The following is a 22,844-nucleotide window of genomic DNA, read 5'->3' on the forward strand; positions in this document are numbered from 1 at the left end:
CGATCCTCCTCCATAAGGGTTCAACTGCACTTAACGGCCAGGATGCCGATACCCTTAGCTATAGCCGACCGATATCGCCCACGTCCGGAACCGCCAGTGCCTCGGGCTGTCTGTGCGGGACCTGCCCGGTGCTATCCTCGCTGCCTCGCAGCTCCCCCCGTTCCTTCCGGATCCCGCCATGCATCTCCTGCGTATTCCGTTTGCCGGCAAACTTGCCGCCCTCTTGCTGACTTTCTGCTGTCTCTCCGCCCAGGCGGCTGACGACAGGAGCATCGTCGAACAACGCATCCAGGCCATGAACGGCAAGCTCGCCAACGAGCACCCCCGGCTACTGATCCGCCCGGCCGACATCCCTGCCCTGCGCAAATCCCTGCTGGAGACACTGCCTGCACAGCCTGACACGGCCGCCCTGGCAAAACTCGCGCTGGCGCCCCTCGACAACAAGCCCTTGCCCCCTCAACCCCTCGCGGTTTCCAACGGCACCGATGAAGGCAGCAAAGCCTGGCGCGAGGGCTACCAGACGGCCAGCGACACCGGCAACCAGGCCTGGCGCTATGCCTTGGGCTGGCAGCTGAAGAATGACGCCCAGTACGGCCGCGAAGCGGCCCGCTGGTTGCTTCACCTGGCCAGCTGGAAGATTGACCGCGAAGTGCTGCGCACCAACGACGAGCTGTTCATCCAGCACCTGCGCCCGATGATCTTTGCCTACGACTGGGCCTACGACGCACTGACGCCGGAGGAGCGCACTACCGTGCGCACAGCCCTCGAAGCGCGGCTCAAGCTGCTCGCCGAACACATCCAGCCGAAGTTCTCGCTGACTCAGCCGACTTCGCCCGACAACTCGCTGAGCCACCCCATGCGTTTCATCTCGACGCTGGGCCTGGGTGGTCTCGCGCTGTATCACGACACACCCGCCGCGCCAGGCTGGGTGGCATGGGCGTACGAGTACTACAACCGCCAGTTCCCGGTATGGGGCGGCGATGCCGGCGGCTGGGCTGAAGGGCTCAACTATTGGGCGACCGGCATGACGCAGCACATGCGCTTCCTCGAAGCCATGCAGCTGCAAGGTTTCGACGAGCCGCTGGCACGCCCCTTCTTCCGCAACACGCCCTGGTTCGCCACCTACTTCCAGATGCCCTATGGCGGCAGCTCGTTCGGCGACCTCACCAACATCATGGCGCCCACGCCCAGCATGGCGTTGCTGCTCGAAAAATTCGCCCTGCTGCAACAGGACCCCTACCTGCTGCAAGCCGGCCGCCTGTTTTCCAGCAAGCTGCCGACCGCATTCAACTATTACGACTACGGTGCCATCGACGCACTGCTGCATCTCTTCCGCCGTGGTCAGTCGAAACTGGTGGAAGCCGAGCTGTACCAGCTGCCACGCGCGCGCCTTTTCGACGACATCGGCTGGGTCGCCATGCACGGCAAACTCGGCGACAAAGCCACCGACGTGATGATGGGCTTCAAGTCCAGCCCCTTCGGCTCAGCCAGCCACAGCTTCGCCGACCAGAACAGCTTCGTCATCAATGCCTTTGGCGAGCCGCTGGCAATCAGCTCCGGCTACCGCGAGTACTACGACAGCCCACACCACAAAGGCTGGACACGTACCACCGCGGCCAAAAACGCCATCCTCGTCGGCGGTGAGGGGCAACCGATCAAGCAAGCCAGTGCAAAAGGCCGCATCGCCCGTTTCCTGGCAGGCGACCAGGCAACCTACGTTCTGGGTGATGCGCGCGAAGCCTATGCCGGCAAACTGTCGCAAGCGCTGCGCCACGTGCTTTTTGTGGACAAGCGCTACTGGGTGATGCTCGACGAGCTTGCGGCCGACGAGGCTCGCAACTTCCAGTGGCTGTTACACGCCCGCGAGAAGATGCAGATCGACGAAAGCCGTAATTTCGTGCAGATCGCCAAGGGTGCTGCGCGCCTTGACGTGTATTTCCTGTCGCCGGCGCTGGGGCAGCTCGCCTTCCGCCAGACCAACCAGTTTGCGGTACCGGTCGCCAATGGTTACGAAAAACGAATGCCCGACGAATGGCATATGACCGCAGAGACGAAGAAAGAAGCACGCAGCCAGAGCATTCTCTCGGTGCTGTTCCCCCGCCGTGACGGTTACACCGGCGACGAAGCCAGTGTGCGGGCACTGCCGGCACGCAGCGGTTTTGCCGCGGCAGTCACCCATGACGCCGGTGTGGACCGCATTTACATTGCACGCGACAAGGACCGCAGCATCCGGGCCGATGGCATCAACGCTGATGCACGGGCCGCCTGGCTCGGCGAGCGCGGTGAAGACACCCGCCTGCTCCTGGTCGATGTCCGTCGCTTCAACGAAAAGAAGGTGTTTTTTGAGGCCAGCAAGACGCTCAGCATGGAAGGCTATTTCAACTGGTCTGTCTTCAACGTGCGCTTCCTCGAACCGCCGCCGGAAGGCACCACGATCCAGTTCCGTATCGGTCTGCCGCCGCGGACGCTGACCGGTGTGCCAAAGAACGACTGGATCTATGACGAAGACAACAAAACACTGGACATCAAACTGCGCCCTTCGACAAGCCTGCTGCGCATCGTCCCCGCACGCCCCTTCGACGAAGAAGAAAACCCCAATCCCCTGCTGCGCTGATGGCAGACGACTTCTCCCTGCTTGCCCACCGCCCCTTCCGTAACTACTGGTTGGGGCGCGTCAGCAGCGTGATGAGCAACAACATCCTGGCCGTCGCCATCGGCTTGCAGATGTATGACCTGACCAGCAGTGCCATGGATCTGGGCCTGGTCGGCCTGTTTCAGTTCCTGCCCGCCCTGCTGTTCACACTGGTGGTCGGCCAGGTTGCCGACCGCTTCGACCGCCGGCGCCTGCTGGGCCTCTGCCTGCTCCTTCAGGTGCTGGTCGTCGGCGCCCTGTTCGCCGGCACACTCGGACACTGGCTGACACGTGAAGTCCTGTTCATCGCCTCGTTCCTGATCGGCACCGCGAAGGCCTTCCAGATGCCGACGCAGCAAGCACTCGCCCCTCTGGTCGTACCGCCCGAGGTATTGCCGCGCGCGCTCGCAACAAGCTCATCCGGCGTGCAATTCGCCATCATCACCAGCCCGGCTCTGGGCGGCTGGCTCTGCGTGGCAGGGGCCGAGTTTGCGTACGCCTTCTGCGCAGCACTGGGGCTGCTCTCCATCATCGCCTTCCAGCGCGTCGAGGCACGACCACAGGTCGTGCTGCGCGAACCCGTCAGCCTGCGCAACCTGTTTGCCGGCGTGGATTTCATCTGGCACCGCAAAGCCGTGCTGGGTGCGATTTCGCTGGACCTGTTTGCCGTGCTGCTTGGCGGTGCCACGGCACTGTTGCCAATCTTTGCACGCGACATCCTGCTCGTCGGCCCGTTGGGGCTGGGCCTGCTGCGTAGCGCCCCCGCTGCAGGGGCCTTGCTGACCTCGCTGTGGCTCGCCCGCCACCCCGTGAAGCGCCGCGCCGGCAAGATCATGTTCGCCTCGGTTGCGGTCTATGGCATCGCCACGCTCGTATTCGCCTTCTCGGAGTCTTTTATGTTGTCCCTGGTGGCCCTCGCCATCAGTGGGGCGGGCGACATGGTCAGCGTGGTCATCCGTCAATCGCTTGTGCAGCTCGAAACGCCAGACGACATGCGTGGCCGCGTCAGCGCCGTCAATTCGATCTTCATCGGCGCCTCCAACCAGCTTGGCGAATTCGAATCCGGCGTTACCGCGCACTGGTGGGGGGCCGTCACCTCAGTCGCCGTGGGTAGCGTCGGCACCCTGCTGGTGGTCGCCACCTGGATGGGGGCTTTCCCCGAATTGCGCAAGCGCGAGACCCTGCAAGGCGGTCAGACCGGTCAGACCTGACGGCCAGGCATCGGCAACCAAGGCTGGGGGGCCATTGCACCGCAGGGGACTACCCACCTTTACGGCAAATCCCTCTATGATTTGTCGCAAGCATAACTAGACAAGGCGACAGCAGCGCCGACCACCCCTGTGACCACCCGGCTCCTGAAACTCATCCACTGGCTCAACCGCATCGCTCGTCCGATCGCTGCGGTACTCGGTGTCGGCCTTCTCATCCTGATTGCCGTGCTTGATGCCGTCACCGGTCCGACCCTGGCGCTCTCCATCCTCTACCTGGGCCCCATCGCCCTGATTGCCTGGCGACTCGAACGCAACGCCGCCATCTCCATGGCCATCTTCGCCGGCATCGTGCATGCGCTGCTCAACCCGCACAGCATCCGCTCGGACAGCAGTACGCTCATTGCCATCTGGAACGTGATGATCCTGTGCGCAATCTTCGCTGTGTTCGCAGTCATCATCTACGAGCTGAACCGTCTGCTGGAGAAGGAACGCGATCTCGCCCGCACCGATTTCCTGACCGGCACGCGCAACCGCATGGCGTTCCTCAAGGAAGTCGACCAGGAAATCCTGCGCGCCGTGCGCCATGGACAACCGATCTCCCTGGTGTATGTCGACCTCGACAACTTCAAGGCCATCAACGACCGCCTCGGCCATCGCGAGGGCGACCGCCTGCTGCTGGCCGTCGGCCAGACCCTGATGCAAACGATTCGCGGCATCGACACGGTGTCACGCCTGGGTGGCGACGAATTTGTCATCCTGCTGCCCAACGCCGACTCTGACGCTGCGGCCACCGTGGCGCCGCGCATCCGCCAAGCCCTGCTGGCGCGCATGAAGCAAGACCTGTGGCCGGTCACCTTCAGCATCGGTGTGCTCACCTGCCCGATCCCCCCTGGCTCGGCAGAACAGCTCATTCACCGCGCCGATGAGCTGATGTATCGCGCCAAGCTGCAGGGCAAGGACAGACTGGTGTTTTCGGTGCAGAGCGCCTGAGCGCTGCGAAACTGCTCAGCAATCGCTGCGCGGGACCGACTTGATCGGCCGCAGGCCGACCGGGCTGTCTTCTGTCTGCTCGTAGAGCTCTAGGCGGCAACCCTGCTGTACCAGCTCGTAGGCCAGATAGTATTTCTTGCCGGCTTCGAGCTTCTCTGCCGCGAATCGTCCAGAACAGGAATACGTGTAGTTGTAGTCGCTGCCCACAGTCTTGGTAACAACAAAGTTCAGCTTGCGCCCTACCGGGAACGGGCGGTTTTCGATGCCCGCCCCAGCCACGACCAGATAGCGCTTGTCGTCCATGCAGAACAGCACGCTACCCGTCGATCTCAGATTGATGATGGCGGTCGGCTCCCCGTTCTCGGGCGCCCAGGGCAAACCACAGCCGCTCAGCGATGCAGCCAGACCGAGGCCACACAAAAGTTTCCTGATGTTCATTTCTGCGCCTCGATTTCTTCCCATTTTTTGAGAATGGGTGCTGCCTCAAGCGCCCCCGGAGCGGGCTCATCCAGAAACAGGACGTAGGCATAGGCCCCCGGTTTGATGCCAATCACATACGAACTTGGCGTCTTGGCGGTCACTCCGAAGTGCGCCTGCCAGATGGATTGATACATCAGGAAGTAGGGCTTCTTGGCAGTGATCGCAAGCTCCGCTATGCGACGCACCGTATTCTCCTTGACCCGCTCTTCTGAGGTAAACCCGTTGCCGAAGAACTCGACTTTGGTCAGCTTCCCGTAGCCTTCCGAGTGAGTGTAACCACCGGAAATGCTCAGGGCAGCGTTCTGATAGCCCGTCGCACACGCGCTCAGGCCCAACACAACAATGAATGCAAAGCAGTTTTTCATGTTTTGACATTACCGGGCGTATGAAGCGCCCGGCTCCCCGGCACGGATTGTGCCAGAAAGGCCAGGCCGGAGATCGTCTGGCCTGAGGCTGCAGCGCCTATCCCGCCTCGGCCTCCATCGTGATCGCCCCGCACGGACACTCCTCCGCGCAGATTCCACATCCCTTGCAATAGTCATAGTTGAACTCGAACTTCTGACCGGGACCAAGTTTCAGCACGGCATTGTCGGGACACACACCGTAGCAGTTGTCGCACTCGAAGCAATTACCGCAGGAGAGGCAGCGCCGCGCTTCGAACAGCGCATTGCTCTCGTCCAGCCCGCCCTGCACTTCATCGAACGTACTCTGGCGACGGATGATGTCGAGCATGGGGCGCAGGGTCTTCGAGGCGTCGGTGTAGTACCAGGTATTGAGCTTGTCGAAGCTGGCAATCTCGCCAGCTACTGGTGGTACGTATTGCGTGTCACGCAGCCAGGCGTCGATGTGGCGTGCGGCGAGCTTGCCGTGACCAACGCCGACCGTCACCGTGCGCTCCGAGGGCACCATGTCGCCCCCCGCGAAGATGCCGGGATAACCCGTCATCATGTTGCCACCAACCTCGACCACCCCGTCACTGAAGCTCAGGCCCGGCACACCGTTGAGCAGCGACAGGTCAACGTCCTGCCCCAGCGCCAGCACCACCGAGTCGGCCTCAAGCGTCTCGAACTCGCCCGTCGGCACCGGCTTGCCCGCTTCGTCGAGCACGACCTTTTCCACCGTGATTTCGCCCTCGCCCACTTCCTTGATGGTGGAGAGCCACTTCATCATCACGCCTTCCTGCAACGCCTCTTCGACCTCAAAGTCATGCGCAGGCATTTTTTCGCGTGTTCGGCGATAGACGATGATGGCCTCCGACGCACCGAGACGCTTTGCGGTACGTGCGACGTCGATAGCGGTGTTGCCGCCGCCATAGACCACAACGCGACGACCCAGCATGGGCTTGTCTTCGCCTTCCATGCTGCGCAGCACCTGCACGGCATCGAGGATGCGTGCCGAAGCACCGGCCGGAATGTTGGTGCGCTTGGCGATGTGTGCGCCGACGGCGAGGAAGGTGGCGTCAAAGCCCTGCTTCATCGCGTCGAGCACGCTATCGACCTTGGTGTTGAGTTCCAGCTTCACGCCCATGTCGAGAATGCGCTGCACCTCGGCTTCGAGCACTTCGCGCGGCAGGCGGTACTTGGGAATGCCGAAACGCATCATGCCGCCCGACAGAGGGCCTGCCTCACGAATCGTCACCTTGTGGCCGAGGCGTCGCAGGTGATAGGCCGCAGCCAGACCCGTGGGGCCGGCGCCGACGACCAGTACATGCTTGCCGGATTCCTGCGCCGGCTGCGCGAACTTCCAGCCCCGCTTGATGGCTTCGTCACCGAGAAAGCGCTCGACCGAATTGATGCCTACCGCCGCATCAAGCTGTCCGCGGTTACAGGCCCGCTCGCAAGGGTGGTAACAGACGCGGCCCATCACGGCGGGCATGGGGTTCTCGGCGGTGAGTACGCGCCAGGCCGTCTCGTAGTCACCACTCTCGGCGTGGTAGAGCCAGCCTTGCGTATCCTCACCGGCCGGACAGGCGTTGTTACAGGGCGGCAGACGCTTGAGATAGACCGGCTTGAAGGTGCGCCAGCTACCGGTCTTGTTGACGCGTGAAGAACCGGGGTCCAGCGTGATGGCGAATGGTTTCTGTTCCATTGTTCAATCTCCTCAGACCGGTTCGCCGCCGGCGTAGTGATAGACGGTCTCATCCTGCAGCAGCCCGAAGCGCCGGATGTTGTGGTCGGCAATCTCCTGGTAGCGCGCGAGGATGTCGATGCGCGGGTTCTTGCCAAACAGATGCGCAAAGCGCTTCTGCAGGCGCAGGTAGTCGTCGACGGGAATCTTGCGGCGAATCTTCGAGACATGCGTGACGCTGCCGTACTCGGCTTCGAAGACGGGGAACAGACCGGTCTCCTTGGCCATGCGGGCGAGCTTGATGGTGTCGTGCGAGGCCGCGCCCCAGCCCAGCGGACAGGGCACGAAGATGTGGATGTAGCGCGCACCGCGCACCGACATGGCCTTGGCCACCTTGTGTTCCAGGTCGTGAAGGTCAGCCACCGTCGCCGTCGCCACATAGGGAATGTGGTGTGCCATCGCAATCAGCGGCAGGTTCTTGCCCTGACCGAAAACGTTGCCCGGTTCATTCGGCACCGGCACGGTGGTCGCCGTGCGTGCAGCCGGTGGCGTGGCACTCGAGCGTTGCACACCCGTGTTCATGTAGGCCTGGTTGTCGTAGCAGATGTACAGCACGTCGTCATTGCGCTCGAACATGCCGGACAGGCAGCCAAAGCCGATGTCCGTCGTGCCGCCGTCCCCGCCCTGCGCGACGACGCGCACATCTTTGTTCTTCACCTTCATCGCCGCCGCAATGCCGGTGGCCACCGCCGCCGTATTGCCGAACAGCGAGTGAATCCAGGGAATCTGCCACGAGGTCTCGGGATAAGGCGTCGAGAACACTTCGAGGCAACCCGTCGCGTTGGCCGCAATCATCTGTTTGTTGGTCACGCGCATCGCAGCGTCGATGGCGTAACGCGCGCCGAGTGCTTCACCACAGCCCTGACAGGCACGGTGCCCGGAGTCGAGCGAGTTTGTGCGGTCGACCGCCGACTGCACCGAGCGCAGCTCGGGCGGCAGCAGACGGTTGCCGACGGTGAAGGTGCCGGTCTGGTAGAACTTGAGTTCCTGGTGTGCCATGTCTGTGCTCCTCAGGCGCGCGAAGTGGAAGGAGATTGAGCAAGGCCGCGATCACGCAGGATGTTTTCGGCAATCGGCCCGGAACGACGTGCGCTGCGCTCGCGTTCGAGTTCCTTGTTCACGATGTTCCAGTCGAGGTCGAGGAAGTGCAGCGATTCGAGCTGGTCATGCATGGCCAGGCGCAACATGCGATGCAGGGAAGCGCGCGTGATCGGCCGGCCACCGAGGCCCGCGACGACGGTGTAGACGCGGTGGTCAAGCCCGTCGAGCGCGAGACGCACATCGGTCGCGACGATGCCGCCAATGCCCACGGCGAGGCTCTTCTCCAGCACCACGATGCGCCGCGCATGAGACAGCGCACGGCGCACGGCCGCGATCGGGAAGGGGCGGAAACTGTTGATGCCCAGCACGCCGATGCGCATGCCGTCGGCGCGCATCTCGTCGATCGTGTCCTTGATCGTGCCGAGCACCGAGCCCAGTGCGATCACCACGGTATCGGCGTCGTCCAGACAGTAGGGACGCACCAGCCCGCCGGCCTCACGGCCAAAGATGTCCTGGAAGTCCGACGCGATGCGCGGAATCAGATCCAGCGCCTGCATCTGCTTGGCATGCGCGAGGTAACGCACCTCCGAGAAGGCATCCGGGCCGACCATCGCTCCGATCGACACCGGGCTCGCCGGGTCGAGCACCTGGCGCGGCGAGTACGGCGGCAGGTAGGCATCGACCTGCTCCTGCGTGGGCACGTCGATGCGCTCGTAGGCGTGGGTGAGGATGAATCCGTCCATGCACACCATCACCGGCAGCGACAGCTCTTCGCCGAGCCTGAATGCCTGGATGTGCAGGTCGGCCGCTTCCTGGTTGGTTTCGGCGAACAGCTGGATCCAGCCGCAGTCGCGCTGGCTCATCGAGTCCGTGTGATCGTTCCAGATGTTGATGGGCGCCCCGATGGCACGGTTGGCCACCGTCATCACGATGGGCAGGCCCAGGCCGGAGGCGTTGTAGACCGCCTCGGCCATGAACAGCAGGCCTTGCGAAGCCGTTGCCGTGTAGGTGCGCGCACCGGCCGCCGACGATCCGATACAGGCCGACATGGCGGCGAACTCGGATTCGACGTTGATGAATTCGCAGGTCTCGATATCCCCTGAGCGCACCATCTCGCCAAGGCCTTCGACGATGTGGGTTTGCGGTGAGATCGGGTAAGCGCAGATGACTTCGGGACGACAGAGGCCAACTGCTTCGGCAATGGCGTGCGAACCTTCTACCTGCTTAAGCATGGCTGGCCTCCTTGAGGGTAAGTTCATAGGCTTCCGTGGCCGCGGCAATGTTTCCCTCGGCGACCTTGCCACTGAATTTGTCGCGAATGGCGGACGCCACCGACTCCAGCGAGATGAGCCCCGATGCGGCGGCAAATGCGCCCAGCAAGGGCACGTTGGGCACGGCACGGCCCACGTGCTTCAATGCCAGATCCGTCGCGGCAATCGCGACGAGGCGCTCCGGGCGCATGCGGCGGACGAGGTCTTCCAGACCCAGTTCCTCGAATGTGCGCTGCGTGTTGAGCACGACGTAGCCATCGCTCTTGAGGCCGGCGAAGACATCGACCTGATGCAGCAGCGTCGCGTCCTGGATGATCAGCGCGTCGGGCTGCATGATCGGCTCGCGCAGGCGGATCTCCTTGTCAGCGATGCGACAGAACGCGATGACCGGCGCACCGGTGCGCTCCGAACCAAAGCTGGGAAAGGCCTGGGCGTGGCGGCCTTCGAGAAAGGCCGCGATCGAGAGCATCTCGGCCCCCGTCACCACCCCCTGCCCGCCACGGCCGTGAATGCGTACCTGGAACATGGCTGTCTCCTGTTGAGCTTCCCCTGCGGGACACAGCGCGACAGTAGGGCCACAGTGGCGGATAGGTTCTGCTTATGGTCAAGAAGCGCCGAGAATGCCGCCACACGTCCGACGCCACGCCGCGCGTCGTATCGACCGATAAAATCCGAAAACTTTATGTGCTGATCCCGGTCAAGCCTCAGTCAGCGCGCCTGCATGCCGTAGACATCACCAGTTTCCCTCACCCACCGACACGATGAACGCACCCCTCACTCCTGCCATCAGCACTCCCGCTCAGGCCAGCGCGCTCGCCCACCGCATCCTCGACCAGCTCGGCCAGATCGTGCTCGGCAAGCCGCAGGTACTGCGCCTCGCCCTGACCTGCCTGCTGGCACGCGGCCATTTGCTCATCGAAGACCAGCCCGGCGTTGGCAAGACCACGCTGGCGCATGCGCTGGCTGTCGCACTGGGGCTGAAATTCCAGCGCGTGCAATTCACGAGCGACCTGCTACCGGCAGATCTCATCGGCGTATCGATCTTCGATGCACGAGAGCAGTTGTTCCGCTTCCACCCCGGTCCGGTGTTCTCGCAGGTACTGCTCGCTGACGAGATCAACCGCACGACGCCCAAGACACAGAGCGCGCTGCTGGAAGCCATGGAAGAGCACCAGGTCACCGTCGATGGCAAAGCACACGCGCTGCCCGATCCCTTCTTCGTCATCGCGACACAGAACCCCTCACACCAGATCGGCACCTTTCCGCTGCCGGAGTCGCAGCTCGACCGCTTTCTGATGCGCCTTTCGATCGGCCTGCCTGACGCCGTGGCTGAACGTGCGCTGCTTTCGGGGCAGGATCGGCGCGAAATGCTGCAGCAGCTGCCGGCGCAGACCGATCCGGCCAGCCTCAGCGCTCTGCAGGCCATTGCTGCGAGCATTCATGTCAGTGACCGCCTGCTCGACTACGTGCAGGCTCTGCTGACCGCCAGCCGCAGCATGAGCGGCGTTGCCCATGGCCTCTCGCCGCGCAGCGGCATCGGCCTGCTGGCTGCCGCGCGCGCCTGGGCGCTGCTGGCCGGGCGTGACCACGTGCTGCCCGAGGACGTACAAGCCGTACTGCCCAGCGTGGCGGGACATCGCCTGCACGGCGGCGGCACTGTAGGCGCCGGCGAAAGCCTGGTACGCAGCCTGATCGAAGCCGTCCACGTTGCCTGATCCCACTACATGCTGAGCGCTCCCCTGCGTTCGCTCCGCCAGCAGATGCGTCGCTGGATGCAGCGCGTCGCCGGCCCCGAACCGCAACCCATCCTGCTGCCGCAACGGCGTGTCTATGTGCTGCCCACGGCGGCCGGGTTGGGCGTGCTCCTCATGCTGTGCCTGATGCTGCTGGCGGCGGTGAACTACAACCTGTCACTGGCCTACGCCTTCACCTTTCTCATCGCCGGCAGCGGCGTTGCCCACATCCTCGCCACCTGGCGCAATCTGGTCGGCCTGCGCATCGCAGTGCAGGCCGATGGCGAATGCTTCGCCGGCGATAGTGCACGTTTCCGTGTCACGCTGGATAGTCCGCGCCCCGGCGACAGGCATGCCATACACATACTCGACGAGAGCGGCTCACCCATGCTGGAAGCCGACGATATCAGCCATGCTGCACGCCACGACGCCCTGCAAAGGCCAGCAGGCAAGCGCGGCCTCATGCCGATTGGCCGGCTCACGCTTGAGACCCGTTACCCGCTGGGTTGGGTGCGGGCCTGGAGCTACATCGAGCCGGATGCACGGACTCTGGTCTACCCCAGACCCGCCGGGGACCTGCCACGCAGCGATGCACGCAGCTCACGCGGGACGCAGGAGCAAACACTGATCGGTGGGGGCGAAGAGGAGTTCGCAGGCTTGCGCGAACGCCGACCGAGCGATCCCCCCTCGCGCATCGCATGGCGACGCACGGCACGCGATGGCGAACTGCTGGTGAAGGATTTCCATGCCCTGGCAGCTGAAGAAGGTCTCATCGACTGGCATGCCCTGCCTGCATGGATGGACACCGAAGCACGCCTCTCCCAGCTCACCCAATGGCTACTGCAGGCACAGACCCAGCATGCACGCCTGACGCTGCGCCTGCCCGACGGCACGCTGGGCCCGGACAACTCGCCACAGCACTATCGAGCCTGCCTGGCTCGCCTCGCCCTGTTCGGCCTTGATGACGCAGGGGCTGCGCGATGACCGCCGCCACGCCTACGCCGCGCATACCGCGCCGCCTCGCCCTGCAGCTGTGCGTGCTATGCGCCGTCTGCCTGTGGCCCTACGTCCTCTTCCAGCCCTGGTTCCTGAGTACCGTGTCCGCCTTGCTGCTGGTCTGGCGTGTGGTGCTGGCCTGGCAAGACCGGCCGGCCCCACCACAATGGCTGACGCTGCTCTTCGGCATCGGCTGCGCCGCCCTGGTGTTCTACGCGTATGGCATTCCTGTCGGCCGCCAGCCGGGGCTGTCGGCACTGTGTCTGCTCATGCCGCTCAAGTTGCTCGAAACACGCCGCATGCGCGACGTTCGTGCCACGCTACTGCTGGCTTTCTTCCTGGTCGTCGGCATGTTCGCGCACGAGCAGTCGGCACTCATCGCTGCGGCTGCGGCGCTGGCCACACTGACCTCGCTGACCGTCGCTGCGCTGGCGCAACGGCCACGCGCTTCCGTGCGCTCGGCAGTCAAAGTTGCGGCCGGCCTGCTGGGCATGGGCATCCCTCTGATGCTTGTACTGTTCTTCCTGTTCCCGCGCATCGACGGCCCCCTGTGGGGCATGCCACTCGACGCCTACAAAACGACAGGCTTGTCGAACCGTATGCGACCCGGCAGCATCAGCCAGCTTATCCAGTCCGGCGAGATTGCGTTTCGCGCCGCATTCAACGGCAAGGTTCCCGCCCCCTCGGAACGCTATTGGCGCGGCCCCGTGCTGACGCATTACGACGGCAGCGAGTGGTTGCCACAGACCCTGCCACGCGAAAACGAACAGTTCGCCGACACCGGGCGCGAATGGCAATACACGGTTACGCTGGAGCCGCACAACCTGCGGTGGTTGCTGGCGCTCGACTACCCGGTCGACAGCAATGTGAGCAACACGCGCACCGACAATTCGCTGATATCGCGCGAACCCATACGACAGCGCATCCGTTACAGCGTCACCTCCCGCCCTGACCTGCAGATCGGCATCGACGAAGACATGGCGACACGACGCATCGCCATGTGGCTGCCACGCAACTTCGATCCGCGCACGCTGGCCGAGGGGCGCCGCATTGCCAGCGAGTACAAGGACGACATCACGCGCATGCAGGCCGCTCTGCAGTTCATGCGTGATCGGCGCCTGCAATACACGCTGGATCCGCCTCCGCTGGGACGTAACAGCGTCGACGACTTCCTGTTCGTGACCGGACGCGGATTCTGCGAACACTTTTCGTCCGCCTTCGTCGTGCTGATGCGCGCAGCCGGGGTACCCGCACGCGTCGTCACCGGCTACCAGGGGGGCGAGATCAATCCTATCGACGGAACACTGGTCGTACGCCAGTCCGATGCGCACGCCTGGGCCGAGGTGTGGCTGCAGGGGCGTGGCTGGCGACGTATCGATCCGACCGCGGCCAGCTTCCCGCAACGCATCGACGAGAACGGCCTGCAAGCCAGCCTGCCCCCGGGCGAGACCCTCTCCGTCCCCTTCGTCGTGCGCACCGACCTCGCCTGGCTTCGTGACCTGCGTTACCGCTGGGAGGCCGTGGGCAACGCGTGGAACCAGTGGGTGCTGGGCTACAACGCACAGCGTCAGGCCGAGCTGTTCAAACGCCTGGGCCTGCCCGATGCCGACTGGCGCACTCTCGTCAGTCTGATGGCCGTTGCCGGAGGGCTCTGGCTGGGTTGGCTGGGCTGGCGCTACCGCGCCCGGCGTCCGCAACGCGATGCGCTCGACAAGCTCTGGCAAGGCTTCTGCCAACGTCTTGCTCGTGCTGGCGTGCCTCGCCTCGACTGGGAAGGCGCACAGGACTACATCCGTCGTGCCAGCACGCACTGGCCAGCACAAGCTGATACCCTGCAAGGCATTGCCGACCACTACACGCGCATGCGTTACGGCCCCGGCATCCCTGATGCAGAACGCATGCAGCAACTCCGACAACTCATCGACCGATTCCGTCCATGATCACACGCCCCCAGTTGCGCTACCTCACACTCAGCCTCGCCCTGCTGCCCGCAGCGAGCATGGCCCAGAACATCCCTCAGACTATCCCCATGGCTCCCGCGACAGACGCGAGCGCCGCCGCTCCAACCGCAATCTCCCCCGCAGCCAGCAGTGCGGCGGCGGCCTCTGCACCCCTCTCAACACCGGCAGCCGCACCGATCAGCACCACACCTGCAACCGGCTACCTCGCCCGTCGAGAGGTGCAGGACTTCGTGGCCAACCTCACCCAGCGCCTCGGCGTACCGCGCGCCACAGTCGAACAGGCGCTCGCCGAAGCGCAGCCCACGCCGCAAGTCATCGAGCTCATCAAGCCCCCAGCCAATCCTCTCGTGCGCAGCTGGCAGCGCTACCGCGCGCGCTTCCTCGACAACGCCCGCATCAGCGGCGGTCAGGCTTTCATGCGCGAACACGCCGAAGCACTCGCCACTGCGGAAACGGCTTACGGCGTACCCAAGGAAATCATCACTGCCATCATCGGCGTGGAGACGGTCTACGGTCGCAACACCGGCAACTTCCGTGCGCTCGATGCGCTGACCACCCTGGCCTTCGACTATCCACCGCGTGCTGAACTGTTCCGCAAGGAGCTCGAAGCGCTATTCCTGCTGGCTCACGAACGCAAGGAAGACGTGCGCAGCTACAAGGGCTCCTACGCAGGCGCCATCGGCCTGCCGCAGTTCCTGCCCAGCAGCATCCGCGCCTTCGCGACCGACTTCGACGGTGACGGCCACATCGACCTGCGTGGCAGCCCACGCGACGCCATCGGCAGCGTCGCCCGCTACCTTGCCGAGAACGGCTGGAAGCAAGGCGAACGCATCGCTATTCCTGCAAAGCTCGGTGAGCGTACCGACCTCGACAAGCTGCTCGCCGCCGGCTTCATCCCCAGCCTCGGCACCGAACAGCTGAGCCAGAGCGGCGTCAGCAGCAGCCTCGGCGCCAACGAAAAGGCCACGCTGATCGACCTCGTCACGCCAGGCGAAGCCACCGAATACTGGCTGGGGCTGCAGAATTTCTACGTCATCACGCGTTACAACAAATCGAGCTTCTACGCGATGGCGGTGAAGGATCTGGCAGAAGCTTTCAGCCAACCAGCCGTTGTCAACAAGCAGCCACGTCGCAAAACTGCTTCTGCACTTCGCAAGCCAAGACGGCGCTGATGGTCGAAGCAAGTCGTTCGATACGCCGCCGAGCGATCCTGCCAACATCGCTGCTCATCGCGCTTGTGGGACTACTGACTTACGCAGCGTCGGGCGCCCCCTATCAGCTGCGCTTTGCATTCGCCCCACTCAACTACTGGATAGTGGCCGGCATGACAGTGGCGCTGCCCGCATTGCTGCTATGGCTAGCTTGGCTGATCCCGGGGAAAAAGCCGAGACTTTCCGGTATCGCCCTTGCATGCCTCGTCGCCCTGCCCTGCGTGGTCTTTGCCTTGCTGGCGCTGATGGTCAGTCCGGATCTGACCGGCAAGGATCAAAGTTTTGAACTGATCAGCGAAACACAGGCCAACGGTACCCACTATCGGCTCTACCGCAGCGACTGTGGCGCTACGTGCGACACGGGATTGGTCTTGCGTCAGGAACTTGATTTGTCCGGGGGGCTTCGGATCGTCAAGAAGGTGTGGGCGCAATATCACGCACATGAAGGCACCGTCCAGACATCAGGGGCTGTCGTGCAAGTGGTCGATAGCGACGGGATTCTCGCAAGTCTGCCCACGCGATGAGCTTCATGCCAAAGCCATAAAACAATGCCCGCAATTGCGGGCATTGTTTTATCTGTTACTCGGCCACTCTCACTTATGCGAAAGCCTTTTCCACCGTGTCAGCAATGCTGCGTGCGAGACGCTCCACCTTCTCGCCATCGCTGCCCTCGACCATCACACGCAACAACGGCTCGGTACCCGAGGGACGCAGCAGCACGCGGCCGCTGTCCGCCAGTTCGGCTTCGGCCTGCTCACGCGCCGTGCGGATGGCGACATTGCTTGCCCAGTCAAAACCAGCAGGCATGCGCACGTTGATGAGACGCTGCGGATAGAAAACGAGATCTTCGCAAGCCTGTGCAAGCGTCTGGCCAGTCTGGCGCAGGGAAGCGAGTACCTGCAGTGCAGAGATGATGCCGTCTCCGGTTGTATGACGATCGAGGCAGATGATGTGGCCGGAGTTTTCTCCACCGAGGTTGATGCCCTGAGCGCTCATCATCTCCAGCACATAACGATCACCCACTTTGGCGCGATGGAATGCGGCACCGAGACGACGGATCGCATGTTCAAAGCCCAGATTGCTCATCAGTGTACCCACCACACCATCGAGCTTGCCCTGTGCATGCAACGCCTTGGCAATCACGTAGAGCAGCTTGTCGCCGTCGTACACCTCACCATTGGCATCGCACATCATCACACGGTCGGCATCGCCGTCGAGCGAGATACCCAGATCGGCACCACTCTTCAGCACGGCTGCACTGAGATTGGACGGCACGGTAGCGCCAACGCCATCGTTGATATTGCGGCCGTTCGGCTCCACACCCACGGGCACAACGTCAGCACCCAACTCATGGAAGACCTTTGGCGCAATGTTGTAAGCGGCGCCGTTGGCGCAATCGAGCGCGATCTTCAGGCCACGCAAGTCGAGATCGTTGGGGAAGGTGCTCTTGCAGAACTCGATATAGCGACCTGCTGCATCGTCGATGCGCTTTGCACGGCCCAGATCAGCGGAGTCGGCGCAGCCCATGGGCTCGTCCAGGTAGGCCTCGATCTGCAGCTCGACCGCGTCGGGCAGCTTTGTACCTCCGGCCGAGAAAAACTTGATGCCGTTATCGTAGTAAGGATTGTGCGAGGCGGAGATCACCACACCGGCCTGCAGGCGCAAGGCACGCGTGAGGTAGGCCACGGCCGGCGTCGGAATCGGGCCGGCGAGGATGACGTCGACACCCGCCGCAGCGAAGCCGGCTTCCAGCGCGGCTTCGAGCATGTAGCCCGAGATGCGTGTGTCCTTGCCGATGAGTACGCCAGGGTGGTCGCCGGGGCGCAACGTCTTGCCCGCAACGAGGGCCTTGCCGGCGGCGTAGCCGAGGCGCATGACGAAATCGGGGGTGATCGGCGCTTCACCTACACGTCCGCGCACGCCATCGGTGCCGAAGTATTTACGGGCCATTACTTGCTCCTTCATTGTTGTTCGTTGCGGTGTGCGCATGTTGCCAACCGCGCCCACACGGTGATGTCTGATTTCAATCCAGCTGTTCCAGCACAGCCAGCGCATCGCGCGTGGCCGCCACGTCATGCACACGCAACACGGCGGCGCCCTTCTGTGCGGCCAGCAGCGCCGCAGCAGCACTCGCGGCGACACGCTCTGGCGCGGGGCGACCGACGATGTCGCCCAGCATGGTCTTGCGCGACACGCCCACCAGCAAGGGACCAAGAGCGGCGAGGCGCGGCAGGGCGCGAAACAGCGACTGGTTGTGCGCAAAACGCTTGCCGAAGCCGAAGCCGGGATCCAGCAGGATACGCTCCCGTGCTACCCCCGCTGCGTGCAATCGCTCACTCTGTTGCCGCAAAAACGCTTCCACTTCGTTGACTGCATCATCGTAGGCGGGTGCGGCCTGCATGGTACGCGGCTCCCCCTGCATGTGCATCACGCATACCCCGACGTCGGTAGCCACCACAGCCTCAAGTGCGCCCTCGGCCCGCAGGGCGTTGATGTCATTGATCAACGAGGCTCCCGCACGGATCGCGGCCGACATCAGCTCAGGTTTGACGGTGTCGATCGAAAGGGGCACGCCACAATCGCGCAGCGCCTCGACGATGGGCAGTACGCGGTCCATCTCTTCCTGCAGGCTCACCGACGCGGCTCCGGGTCGCGAGGACTCCCCGCCAATGTCGAGCAATGCAGCTCCCTCGCGCAGCGCCAGCTCGGCCTGGGCGAGGCATTGATCGCGTCGCCCTAGCAGGCCGTCTCCGGAAAACGAATCCGGTGTGACGTTGAGGATGGCCATGATCAGGGGCTTGTCGAGCGACAGCCTGAAGCGGCCGCAGTGGAAGATGTTCGACATGAAAGGAAAGCACCAATGAAAACGGCCCCGCTGCGGGGCCGTTCAATCGTGGAAACCGGGATCAGGCCGGTGCGGCGGCGTTCGGCTCGGCACCAGGTGAATTGTCCGAGCGCGGTGGCGTGCTGCCCGCCGAAGGCTTCGGCGGACGCGGCGGACGCCCGTCCATGATGTCCTTGATCTGGTCCGCGTCGATGGTTTCCCAATCCATCAGCGCAGCCGTCATGGTCTCGACCTTGTCGCGATTCTCTTCGAGGATGCGCTGGGCTACGGCGTACTGCTCGTCGATGATGCGACGGATTTCGGCGTCGACCTGCTGCATCGTCGTTTCCGACACGTTCTTCTGCGTCGTCACCGAGCGGCCAAGGAAGACCTCTCCCTCGTTCTCGCCATACACCATCGGGCCCATCTTCTCGGACATGCCGTAACGCGTCACCATGTCACGCGCCATGGCCGTCGCACGCTCGAAGTCGTTCGAGGCACCGGTAGAGATGCGGTGGATGAACAGGTCTTCGGCAATTCGGCCACCGAACAGGATGGAGATGCGCGACAGCATCTGGTCCTTGTACAGGCTGAATGTGTCGCGTTCCGGCAGTTGCCAGGTCAGACCCAGCGCGCGGCCGCGCGGCATGATGGTGACCTTGTGAACCGGATCGGTGCCCGGCAGCATTGCCGCCACGATGGCGTGACCAGACTCGTGATAAGCCGTGGCCTGGCGCTCTTCTTCGGTGAGCACCATTGAGCGACGCTCTGGACCCATGAAGATCTTGTCCTTGGCCTTTTCGAAATCGTCCATGTCGACAAGGCGCTTGTTGGCCCGTGCTGCGAACAGCGCCGCCTCGTTGACGAGGTTGGCCAAGTCAGCACCGGACATGCCCGGCGTACCGCGTGCCAGCACCATTGCATCGACATCGGGCGCAATCGGCACCTTGCGCATGTGCACCTTGAGGATCTGTTCACGACCACGGATGTCGGGCAGCGGCACGACAACCTGACGGTCGAAGCGGCCCGGACGCATCAGCGCAGGATCGAGCACGTCCGGACGGTTCGACGCAGCAATGACGATCACACCGGTCTGGCCTTCGAAGCCATCCATTTCGACGAGCAGTTGGTTGAGGGTTTGCTCGCGCTCATCATTGCCACCACCAAGACCAGCGCCACGCTGACGACCCACCGCATCGATTTCGTCGATGAAGATGATGCAGGGCGCATGCTTCTTGGCGTTCTCGAACATGTCGCGCACACGGGCTGCGCCCACGCCAACAAACATCTCGACAAAGTCGGAACCCGAGATGCTGAAGAACGGCACCTTGGCCTCGCCGGCAATCGCCTTGGCGAGCAAAGTCTTACCGGTACCCGGCGAACCGACCATCAGAACACCCTTGGGGATGCGGCCGCCGAGCTTCTGGAACTTGGAAGGGTCGCGCAGGAAATCCACCAGTTCAGAGACTTCTTCCTTGGCTTCGTCGCAACCGGCGACGTCGGCAAAGGTGATGGAGTTGGCTGATTCGTCGAGCATGCGCGCGCGGCTCTTGCCGAACGAGAAGGCGCCACCACGGCCACCGCCCTGCATCTGGCGCATGAAGAAGATCCACACACCGATCAGCAGCAGCATCGGGAACCAGGAAATCAGGGCACTGACGAGCCAGTTCTGTTCTTCACGAGCTTTGACGTCGAACGGCGTCTTGTACTTGACGATAAGGTCTTCCATCAACCCACGGTCGAGGTAAGTACCCGTCGTCGTCACGCGGCGCCCATCGGTGCGCTCAGCCACAATTTCAAGCGAGCGTCCGCCCTCGTGGATTTCCACCGACTTGAACTGGCCGGCATGCAGGCTATCGATGAATTCGGAATAGGTGACGTCTTGCGCGCCGCCATTGCCACTGCCGGAAATGCGCGTAATGACGGTCATGATGACCACGCCGATCACCAACCACACCGCAAGATTCTTGAAGAGATTGTTCAAGTTGATTCCTCGCTGCCCGCCTTTGCGGGCCTACTTGTCTGCCACCGGGGCCTGCGCCCGGAATGCAGACCCATTCTAAGCCGCTTCGTTCCGTCGATTCAAACCTGTACGGGCGGAATTACCCTGATTTCTTCAAGCCCAGCAGATAAACCTCCGCCGAACGGTCTCGCGAAGCCTCCGGCTTGCGGGACAGCACGCTGCCGAACATCTGTTGCATGGCCTTTCGGTAATCCATGAATCCTGCCCCCTGGAACAACTTGATCAGCATGTTGCCTCCGGGCCGCAAGTGATTGGCAGCAAAGTCCAGGGCAAGTTCCGCCAGATGCATCATGCGTCCGTCGTCGCTGACGGACACTCCCGAGATATTGGGGGCCATGTCTGATAAAACAAGGTCCACCGTCCGCCCGTCCAGCAAACGCTCGAACTCGGCCAGTACGGTGTCCTCCCGGAAGTCACCCTGCAGAAAGCTCACGCCGGGCACCGGATCCATGGGAAGGATGTCAAGCGCCAGCAGCAAGCCGCCGGGCTGGATGCGTTTGACCGCCACCTGGCACCATGACCCGGGCGCAGCGCCCAGGTCGACAACGACCATGCCCGGTTTGAGCAGGTGATCCTTGTCATCGATCTCCATCAGCTTGTAGGCCGCGCGGGCACGATAGCCCTCCGCCCTGGCCTTCTGCACCCACGGGTCGTTGAGATGTTCCTTCATCCAGCCTTTGCTGGTCTTGCTGGGCTTCATAACTTAAAATGCTGCTTCAATCTGCTCCCCGGCCTGCATTGCCAGGCCAGAAATCCCTCCGGGGAGCCGGGAAAGTCCTGTGGATGTTCTCGAAGACACGTCACCGACGTGTCGCTTTCCTGATCACGAAAGATACCAATGACTGCACTGACCCAAGCCCAGCGCCGCGACCTGCGCGCCCGCGCCCATCACCTTGACCCCGTCGTGAGCATCGCCGGCAACGGCCTGACCGAGAGCGTACTCAAGGAAATCGACGTCGCACTCAAGGCACACGAACTCATCAAGATACGCGTCTACGGTGACGACCGCGAGGCGCGCATCGCCTATCTGCAGGCTATCTGCAAGGATCTGGGTTGCGAAGCCGTGCAAAGCATCGGCAAGCTGCTGGTCGTTTTCCGCGCCAACCCCAAGGTCGCAGCAGCACCAAAAGCCGCCGCGACCGGCAAAAGCTCGGCTCAACCCCGTACACCGTCCCGCGCTACCACCAAAGCCCCGCCCCGCGCCAAGCTGCGTGGCGTGTCGGAACGCGTTCGCAAAGCTCCGCTGGGCAGCTCTCGCCCCAAGAAAAGCGCCCGCTGAAGCCAGCGCCCGATCCATGATCGGGCTCAACGCTTGAACAGCTGCGTCACCAGCACCAGACCCATCGCGGCTTCGATCAGGTAGACCAGACTCGATACACCGTGCCAGGCGAGGAAGCGACTGCGAAACGCACTGGCCAGCACCTCATGCGGCAAGGCGTCGGCGCGCAGCTGGCTGAGGATGGGCGTGATACCGAAGTGGGCGGCCACGGTGAGCAGCAGCATCAGCAGCATCAGCCAGAACACCAGTGTTTTCATGATGCCCGCCCCGCTCTGCCGGAACAGGTAGATCAGCCCGTACACGCCGGCAAGCATCCCCAGCCAGGCGACAGCCGCGAACAATTGACCGGCCAGATTGCCTGCCAGCGTTCTGTCCGCGAGCTGCTTCTGGAGGAGTGCGGCCGCAAAACCGAACGCCCACAGGCTACCGACCCACAGCGTGATGAGGATGGTGAAAAGGTAGGTGCCGAATTGGCGCACTGATCGAGCCTCAAACCAACCCGTCATTCCCGCGAAAGCGGGAATCCAGTGACTTCCTGCAGCAAAGGCAAAGACGCTGGATTCCCGCTTTCGCGGGAGTGACGGCTTTTTAGATGTACTTGACGTCGAGAATCTCGTACTCGCGCACGCCGCCCGGCGCCTGCACTTCGGCGACGTCGCCAGCAAACTTGCCGATCAGTGCGCGCGCGATAGGCGACGACACGGAGATCTTGCCCGCCTTCAGATCGGCCTCGTCTTCTCCAACGATCTGATAAGTCACGCTTTCACCCGAACCGAGATCTTCGAGATCCAGTGTCGCGCCGAATACCACGCGACCATCGGCGTCCAACAGTTGGGGATCGATGATCTGGGCGGAAGAGAGCTTGCCTTCGACCTCCTTGATACGCCCCTCGATGAAGCCCTGGCGTTCCTTGGCCGCATCGTATTCGGCGTTTTCCGACAGATCGCCGTGCGAACGTGCCTCGGCAATCGCCTCAATGACGCGCGGACGTTCGACGGTCTTCAGTTGATGCAGCTCGGCGCGCAACAGTTCAGCGCCCTTGACGGTCAGCGGTACCTTGTTCAT

Annotated in this window: 21 protein-coding genes; 9 read left to right on the forward strand and 12 right to left on the reverse strand. The window is 63.1% G+C overall.

The features are described from left to right. Positions 1-178 precede the first annotated feature (178 nt). The 3 genes from ABEA02_RS15135 to ABEA02_RS15145 all read left to right on the forward strand — a co-directional run bounded on the left by ABEA02_RS15135 (position 179) and on the right by ABEA02_RS15145 (position 4,833). Positions 179-2,614 carry a heparinase II/III domain-containing protein gene (locus tag ABEA02_RS15135; protein ID WP_345533930.1) on the forward strand — a complete coding sequence of 812 codons (2,436 nt, stop codon included), beginning with the start codon at positions 179-181 and terminating at the stop codon, positions 2,612-2,614. Then, positions 2,614-3,843, forward strand: coding sequence for an MFS transporter (locus ABEA02_RS15140; RefSeq protein ID WP_345533931.1), 1,230 nt, complete (start codon positions 2,614-2,616; stop codon positions 3,841-3,843). The genes ABEA02_RS15135 and ABEA02_RS15140 overlap by 1 nt, the downstream gene beginning before the upstream one ends. Before the next feature lie 129 nt (positions 3,844-3,972). After that, positions 3,973-4,833: a GGDEF domain-containing protein gene (locus tag ABEA02_RS15145; RefSeq protein ID WP_345533932.1), complete on the forward strand. Its 861-nt coding sequence runs from the start codon at positions 3,973-3,975 to the stop codon at positions 4,831-4,833. A gap of 15 nt (positions 4,834-4,848) precedes the next feature. Here ABEA02_RS15145 and ABEA02_RS15150 read toward each other — a convergent pair whose 3' ends face one another. The 6 genes from ABEA02_RS15150 to ABEA02_RS15175 all read right to left on the reverse strand — a co-directional run bounded on the left by ABEA02_RS15150 (position 4,849) and on the right by ABEA02_RS15175 (position 10,278). Beyond that, complete coding sequence (locus tag ABEA02_RS15150; RefSeq protein ID WP_345533933.1) at positions 4,849-5,271, reverse strand: hypothetical protein; 423 nt, start codon at positions 5,269-5,271, stop codon at positions 4,849-4,851. Then, positions 5,268-5,678 carry a hypothetical protein gene (locus ABEA02_RS15155; protein WP_345533934.1) on the reverse strand — a complete coding sequence of 137 codons (411 nt, stop codon included), beginning with the start codon at positions 5,676-5,678 and terminating at the stop codon, positions 5,268-5,270. Before ABEA02_RS15155 ends, ABEA02_RS15150 begins: the two co-directional genes overlap by 4 nt. 97 nt (positions 5,679-5,775) lie before the next feature. Beyond that, a complete protein-coding gene (locus ABEA02_RS15160; RefSeq protein ID WP_345533935.1) occupies positions 5,776-7,401 on the reverse strand; it encodes an NAD(P)-binding protein in 1,626 nt (541 codons plus the stop codon). A 12-nt stretch (positions 7,402-7,413) separates the two neighbouring features. Next, positions 7,414-8,439 (reverse strand): thiamine pyrophosphate-dependent enzyme, encoded by a 1,026-nt coding sequence (locus ABEA02_RS15165; RefSeq protein WP_345533936.1) that lies wholly within the window; start codon positions 8,437-8,439, stop codon positions 7,414-7,416. 11 nt (positions 8,440-8,450) lie between these two features. Then, positions 8,451-9,713 carry a transketolase C-terminal domain-containing protein gene (locus tag ABEA02_RS15170; RefSeq protein WP_345533937.1) on the reverse strand — a complete coding sequence of 421 codons (1,263 nt, stop codon included), beginning with the start codon at positions 9,711-9,713 and terminating at the stop codon, positions 8,451-8,453. Beyond that, a complete protein-coding gene (locus tag ABEA02_RS15175; RefSeq protein ID WP_345533938.1) occupies positions 9,706-10,278 on the reverse strand; it encodes a 2-oxoacid:acceptor oxidoreductase family protein in 573 nt (190 codons plus the stop codon). The genes ABEA02_RS15170 and ABEA02_RS15175 overlap by 8 nt, the downstream gene beginning before the upstream one ends. A gap of 235 nt (positions 10,279-10,513) precedes the next feature. On the opposite strand from ABEA02_RS15175, the gene ABEA02_RS15180 reads away from it, so the two are divergent. Genes ABEA02_RS15180 through ABEA02_RS15200 form a run of 5 tightly spaced genes read left to right on the forward strand, consistent with a single transcriptional unit; the run spans position 10,514 to position 16,177 of the window. Further along, the gene (locus ABEA02_RS15180; protein ID WP_345533939.1) at positions 10,514-11,467 is read left to right on the forward strand and encodes an AAA family ATPase; all 954 of its coding nucleotides are present in this window, start codon (positions 10,514-10,516) and stop codon (positions 11,465-11,467) included. 9 nt (positions 11,468-11,476) lie between these two features. After that, positions 11,477-12,469: a DUF58 domain-containing protein gene (locus ABEA02_RS15185; RefSeq protein WP_345533940.1), complete on the forward strand. Its 993-nt coding sequence runs from the start codon at positions 11,477-11,479 to the stop codon at positions 12,467-12,469. Continuing rightward, positions 12,466-14,421, forward strand: a complete 1,956-nt coding sequence (locus ABEA02_RS15190; RefSeq protein WP_345533941.1) for a transglutaminase TgpA family protein — start codon at positions 12,466-12,468, stop codon at positions 14,419-14,421. The genes ABEA02_RS15185 and ABEA02_RS15190 overlap by 4 nt, the downstream gene beginning before the upstream one ends. Then, positions 14,418-15,614, forward strand: a complete 1,197-nt coding sequence (mltB, locus tag ABEA02_RS15195) for a lytic murein transglycosylase B (protein WP_345533942.1) — start codon at positions 14,418-14,420, stop codon at positions 15,612-15,614. Before ABEA02_RS15190 ends, mltB begins: the two co-directional genes overlap by 4 nt. Then, positions 15,614-16,177, forward strand: a complete 564-nt coding sequence (locus tag ABEA02_RS15200; protein ID WP_345533943.1) for a hypothetical protein — start codon at positions 15,614-15,616, stop codon at positions 16,175-16,177. The genes mltB and ABEA02_RS15200 overlap by 1 nt, the downstream gene beginning before the upstream one ends. Before the next feature lie 73 nt (positions 16,178-16,250). On the opposite strand, the gene glmM is transcribed toward ABEA02_RS15200, so the two are convergent. The 4 genes from glmM to ABEA02_RS15220 form a co-directional block, all read right to left on the reverse strand. Continuing rightward, positions 16,251-17,603, reverse strand: a complete 1,353-nt coding sequence (gene glmM / locus ABEA02_RS15205; protein WP_345533944.1) for a phosphoglucosamine mutase — start codon at positions 17,601-17,603, stop codon at positions 16,251-16,253. Between the two features lie 73 nt (positions 17,604-17,676). Continuing rightward, a complete protein-coding gene (gene folP, locus ABEA02_RS15210; RefSeq protein ID WP_345533945.1) occupies positions 17,677-18,498 on the reverse strand; it encodes a dihydropteroate synthase in 822 nt (273 codons plus the stop codon). A 61-nt stretch (positions 18,499-18,559) separates the two neighbouring features. After that, the gene (ftsH, locus tag ABEA02_RS15215) at positions 18,560-20,461 is read right to left on the reverse strand and encodes an ATP-dependent zinc metalloprotease FtsH (RefSeq protein WP_345533946.1); all 1,902 of its coding nucleotides are present in this window, start codon (positions 20,459-20,461) and stop codon (positions 18,560-18,562) included. Between the two features lie 118 nt (positions 20,462-20,579). Beyond that, complete coding sequence (locus ABEA02_RS15220; RefSeq protein WP_345533947.1) at positions 20,580-21,200, reverse strand: RlmE family RNA methyltransferase; 621 nt, start codon at positions 21,198-21,200, stop codon at positions 20,580-20,582. A 138-nt stretch (positions 21,201-21,338) separates the two neighbouring features. On the opposite strand from ABEA02_RS15220, the gene yhbY reads away from it, so the two are divergent. Then, on the forward strand, positions 21,339-21,779 hold the full coding sequence (yhbY, locus tag ABEA02_RS15225; protein ID WP_345533948.1) for a ribosome assembly RNA-binding protein YhbY: 441 nt from the start codon (positions 21,339-21,341) through the stop codon (positions 21,777-21,779). Positions 21,780-21,805: 26 nt separating this feature from the next. Here the strand turns inward: yhbY and ABEA02_RS15230 are convergent, their stop codons facing one another. Beyond that, positions 21,806-22,258, reverse strand: coding sequence for a DUF4149 domain-containing protein (locus tag ABEA02_RS15230; RefSeq protein WP_345533949.1), 453 nt, complete (start codon positions 22,256-22,258; stop codon positions 21,806-21,808). Positions 22,259-22,367: 109 nt separating this feature from the next. After that, entirely contained in the window at positions 22,368-22,844 is a 477-nt protein-coding gene (greA, locus tag ABEA02_RS15235; RefSeq protein ID WP_345533950.1) for a transcription elongation factor GreA, read from the reverse strand.

Source organism: Viridibacterium curvum (assembly GCF_039544165.1).
Taxonomy (GTDB): Bacteria; Pseudomonadota; Gammaproteobacteria; order Burkholderiales; family Rhodocyclaceae; genus Viridibacterium; species Viridibacterium curvum.

What these genes read in the sequence shown, in the direction of transcription:
- ABEA02_RS15135 (WP_345533930.1), top strand. Translation starts at nt 179, where the DNA reads ATGCATCTCCTGCGTATTCCGTTTGCCGGCAAACTTGCCGCCCTCTTG.
- ABEA02_RS15140 (WP_345533931.1), top strand. Translation starts at nt 2,614, where the DNA reads ATGGCAGACGACTTCTCCCTGCTTGCCCACCGCCCCTTCCGTAACTAC.
- ABEA02_RS15150 (WP_345533933.1), bottom strand. Translation starts at nt 5,271, where the DNA reads ATGAACATCAGGAAACTTTTGTGTGGCCTCGGTCTGGCTGCATCGCTG.
- ABEA02_RS15155 (WP_345533934.1), bottom strand. Translation starts at nt 5,678, where the DNA reads ATGAAAAACTGCTTTGCATTCATTGTTGTGTTGGGCCTGAGCGCGTGT.
- ABEA02_RS15160 (WP_345533935.1), bottom strand. Translation starts at nt 7,401, where the DNA reads ATGGAACAGAAACCATTCGCCATCACGCTGGACCCCGGTTCTTCACGC.
- ABEA02_RS15165 (WP_345533936.1), bottom strand. Translation starts at nt 8,439, where the DNA reads ATGGCACACCAGGAACTCAAGTTCTACCAGACCGGCACCTTCACCGTC.
- ABEA02_RS15170 (WP_345533937.1), bottom strand. Translation starts at nt 9,713, where the DNA reads ATGCTTAAGCAGGTAGAAGGTTCGCACGCCATTGCCGAAGCAGTTGGC.
- ABEA02_RS15175 (WP_345533938.1), bottom strand. Translation starts at nt 10,278, where the DNA reads ATGTTCCAGGTACGCATTCACGGCCGTGGCGGGCAGGGGGTGGTGACG.
- ABEA02_RS15180 (WP_345533939.1), top strand. Translation starts at nt 10,514, where the DNA reads ATGAACGCACCCCTCACTCCTGCCATCAGCACTCCCGCTCAGGCCAGC.
- ABEA02_RS15185 (WP_345533940.1), top strand. Translation starts at nt 11,477, where the DNA reads ATGCTGAGCGCTCCCCTGCGTTCGCTCCGCCAGCAGATGCGTCGCTGG.
- ABEA02_RS15190 (WP_345533941.1), top strand. Translation starts at nt 12,466, where the DNA reads ATGACCGCCGCCACGCCTACGCCGCGCATACCGCGCCGCCTCGCCCTG.
- mltB (WP_345533942.1), top strand. Translation starts at nt 14,418, where the DNA reads ATGATCACACGCCCCCAGTTGCGCTACCTCACACTCAGCCTCGCCCTG.
- ABEA02_RS15200 (WP_345533943.1), top strand. Translation starts at nt 15,614, where the DNA reads ATGGTCGAAGCAAGTCGTTCGATACGCCGCCGAGCGATCCTGCCAACA.
- glmM (WP_345533944.1), bottom strand. Translation starts at nt 17,603, where the DNA reads ATGGCCCGTAAATACTTCGGCACCGATGGCGTGCGCGGACGTGTAGGT.
- folP (WP_345533945.1), bottom strand. Translation starts at nt 18,498, where the DNA reads ATGTCGAACATCTTCCACTGCGGCCGCTTCAGGCTGTCGCTCGACAAG.
- ABEA02_RS15220 (WP_345533947.1), bottom strand. Translation starts at nt 21,200, where the DNA reads ATGAAGCCCAGCAAGACCAGCAAAGGCTGGATGAAGGAACATCTCAAC.
- yhbY (WP_345533948.1), top strand. Translation starts at nt 21,339, where the DNA reads ATGACTGCACTGACCCAAGCCCAGCGCCGCGACCTGCGCGCCCGCGCC.
- greA (WP_345533950.1), bottom strand. Translation starts at nt 22,844, where the DNA reads ATGAACAAGGTACCGCTGACCGTCAAGGGCGCTGAACTGTTGCGCGCC.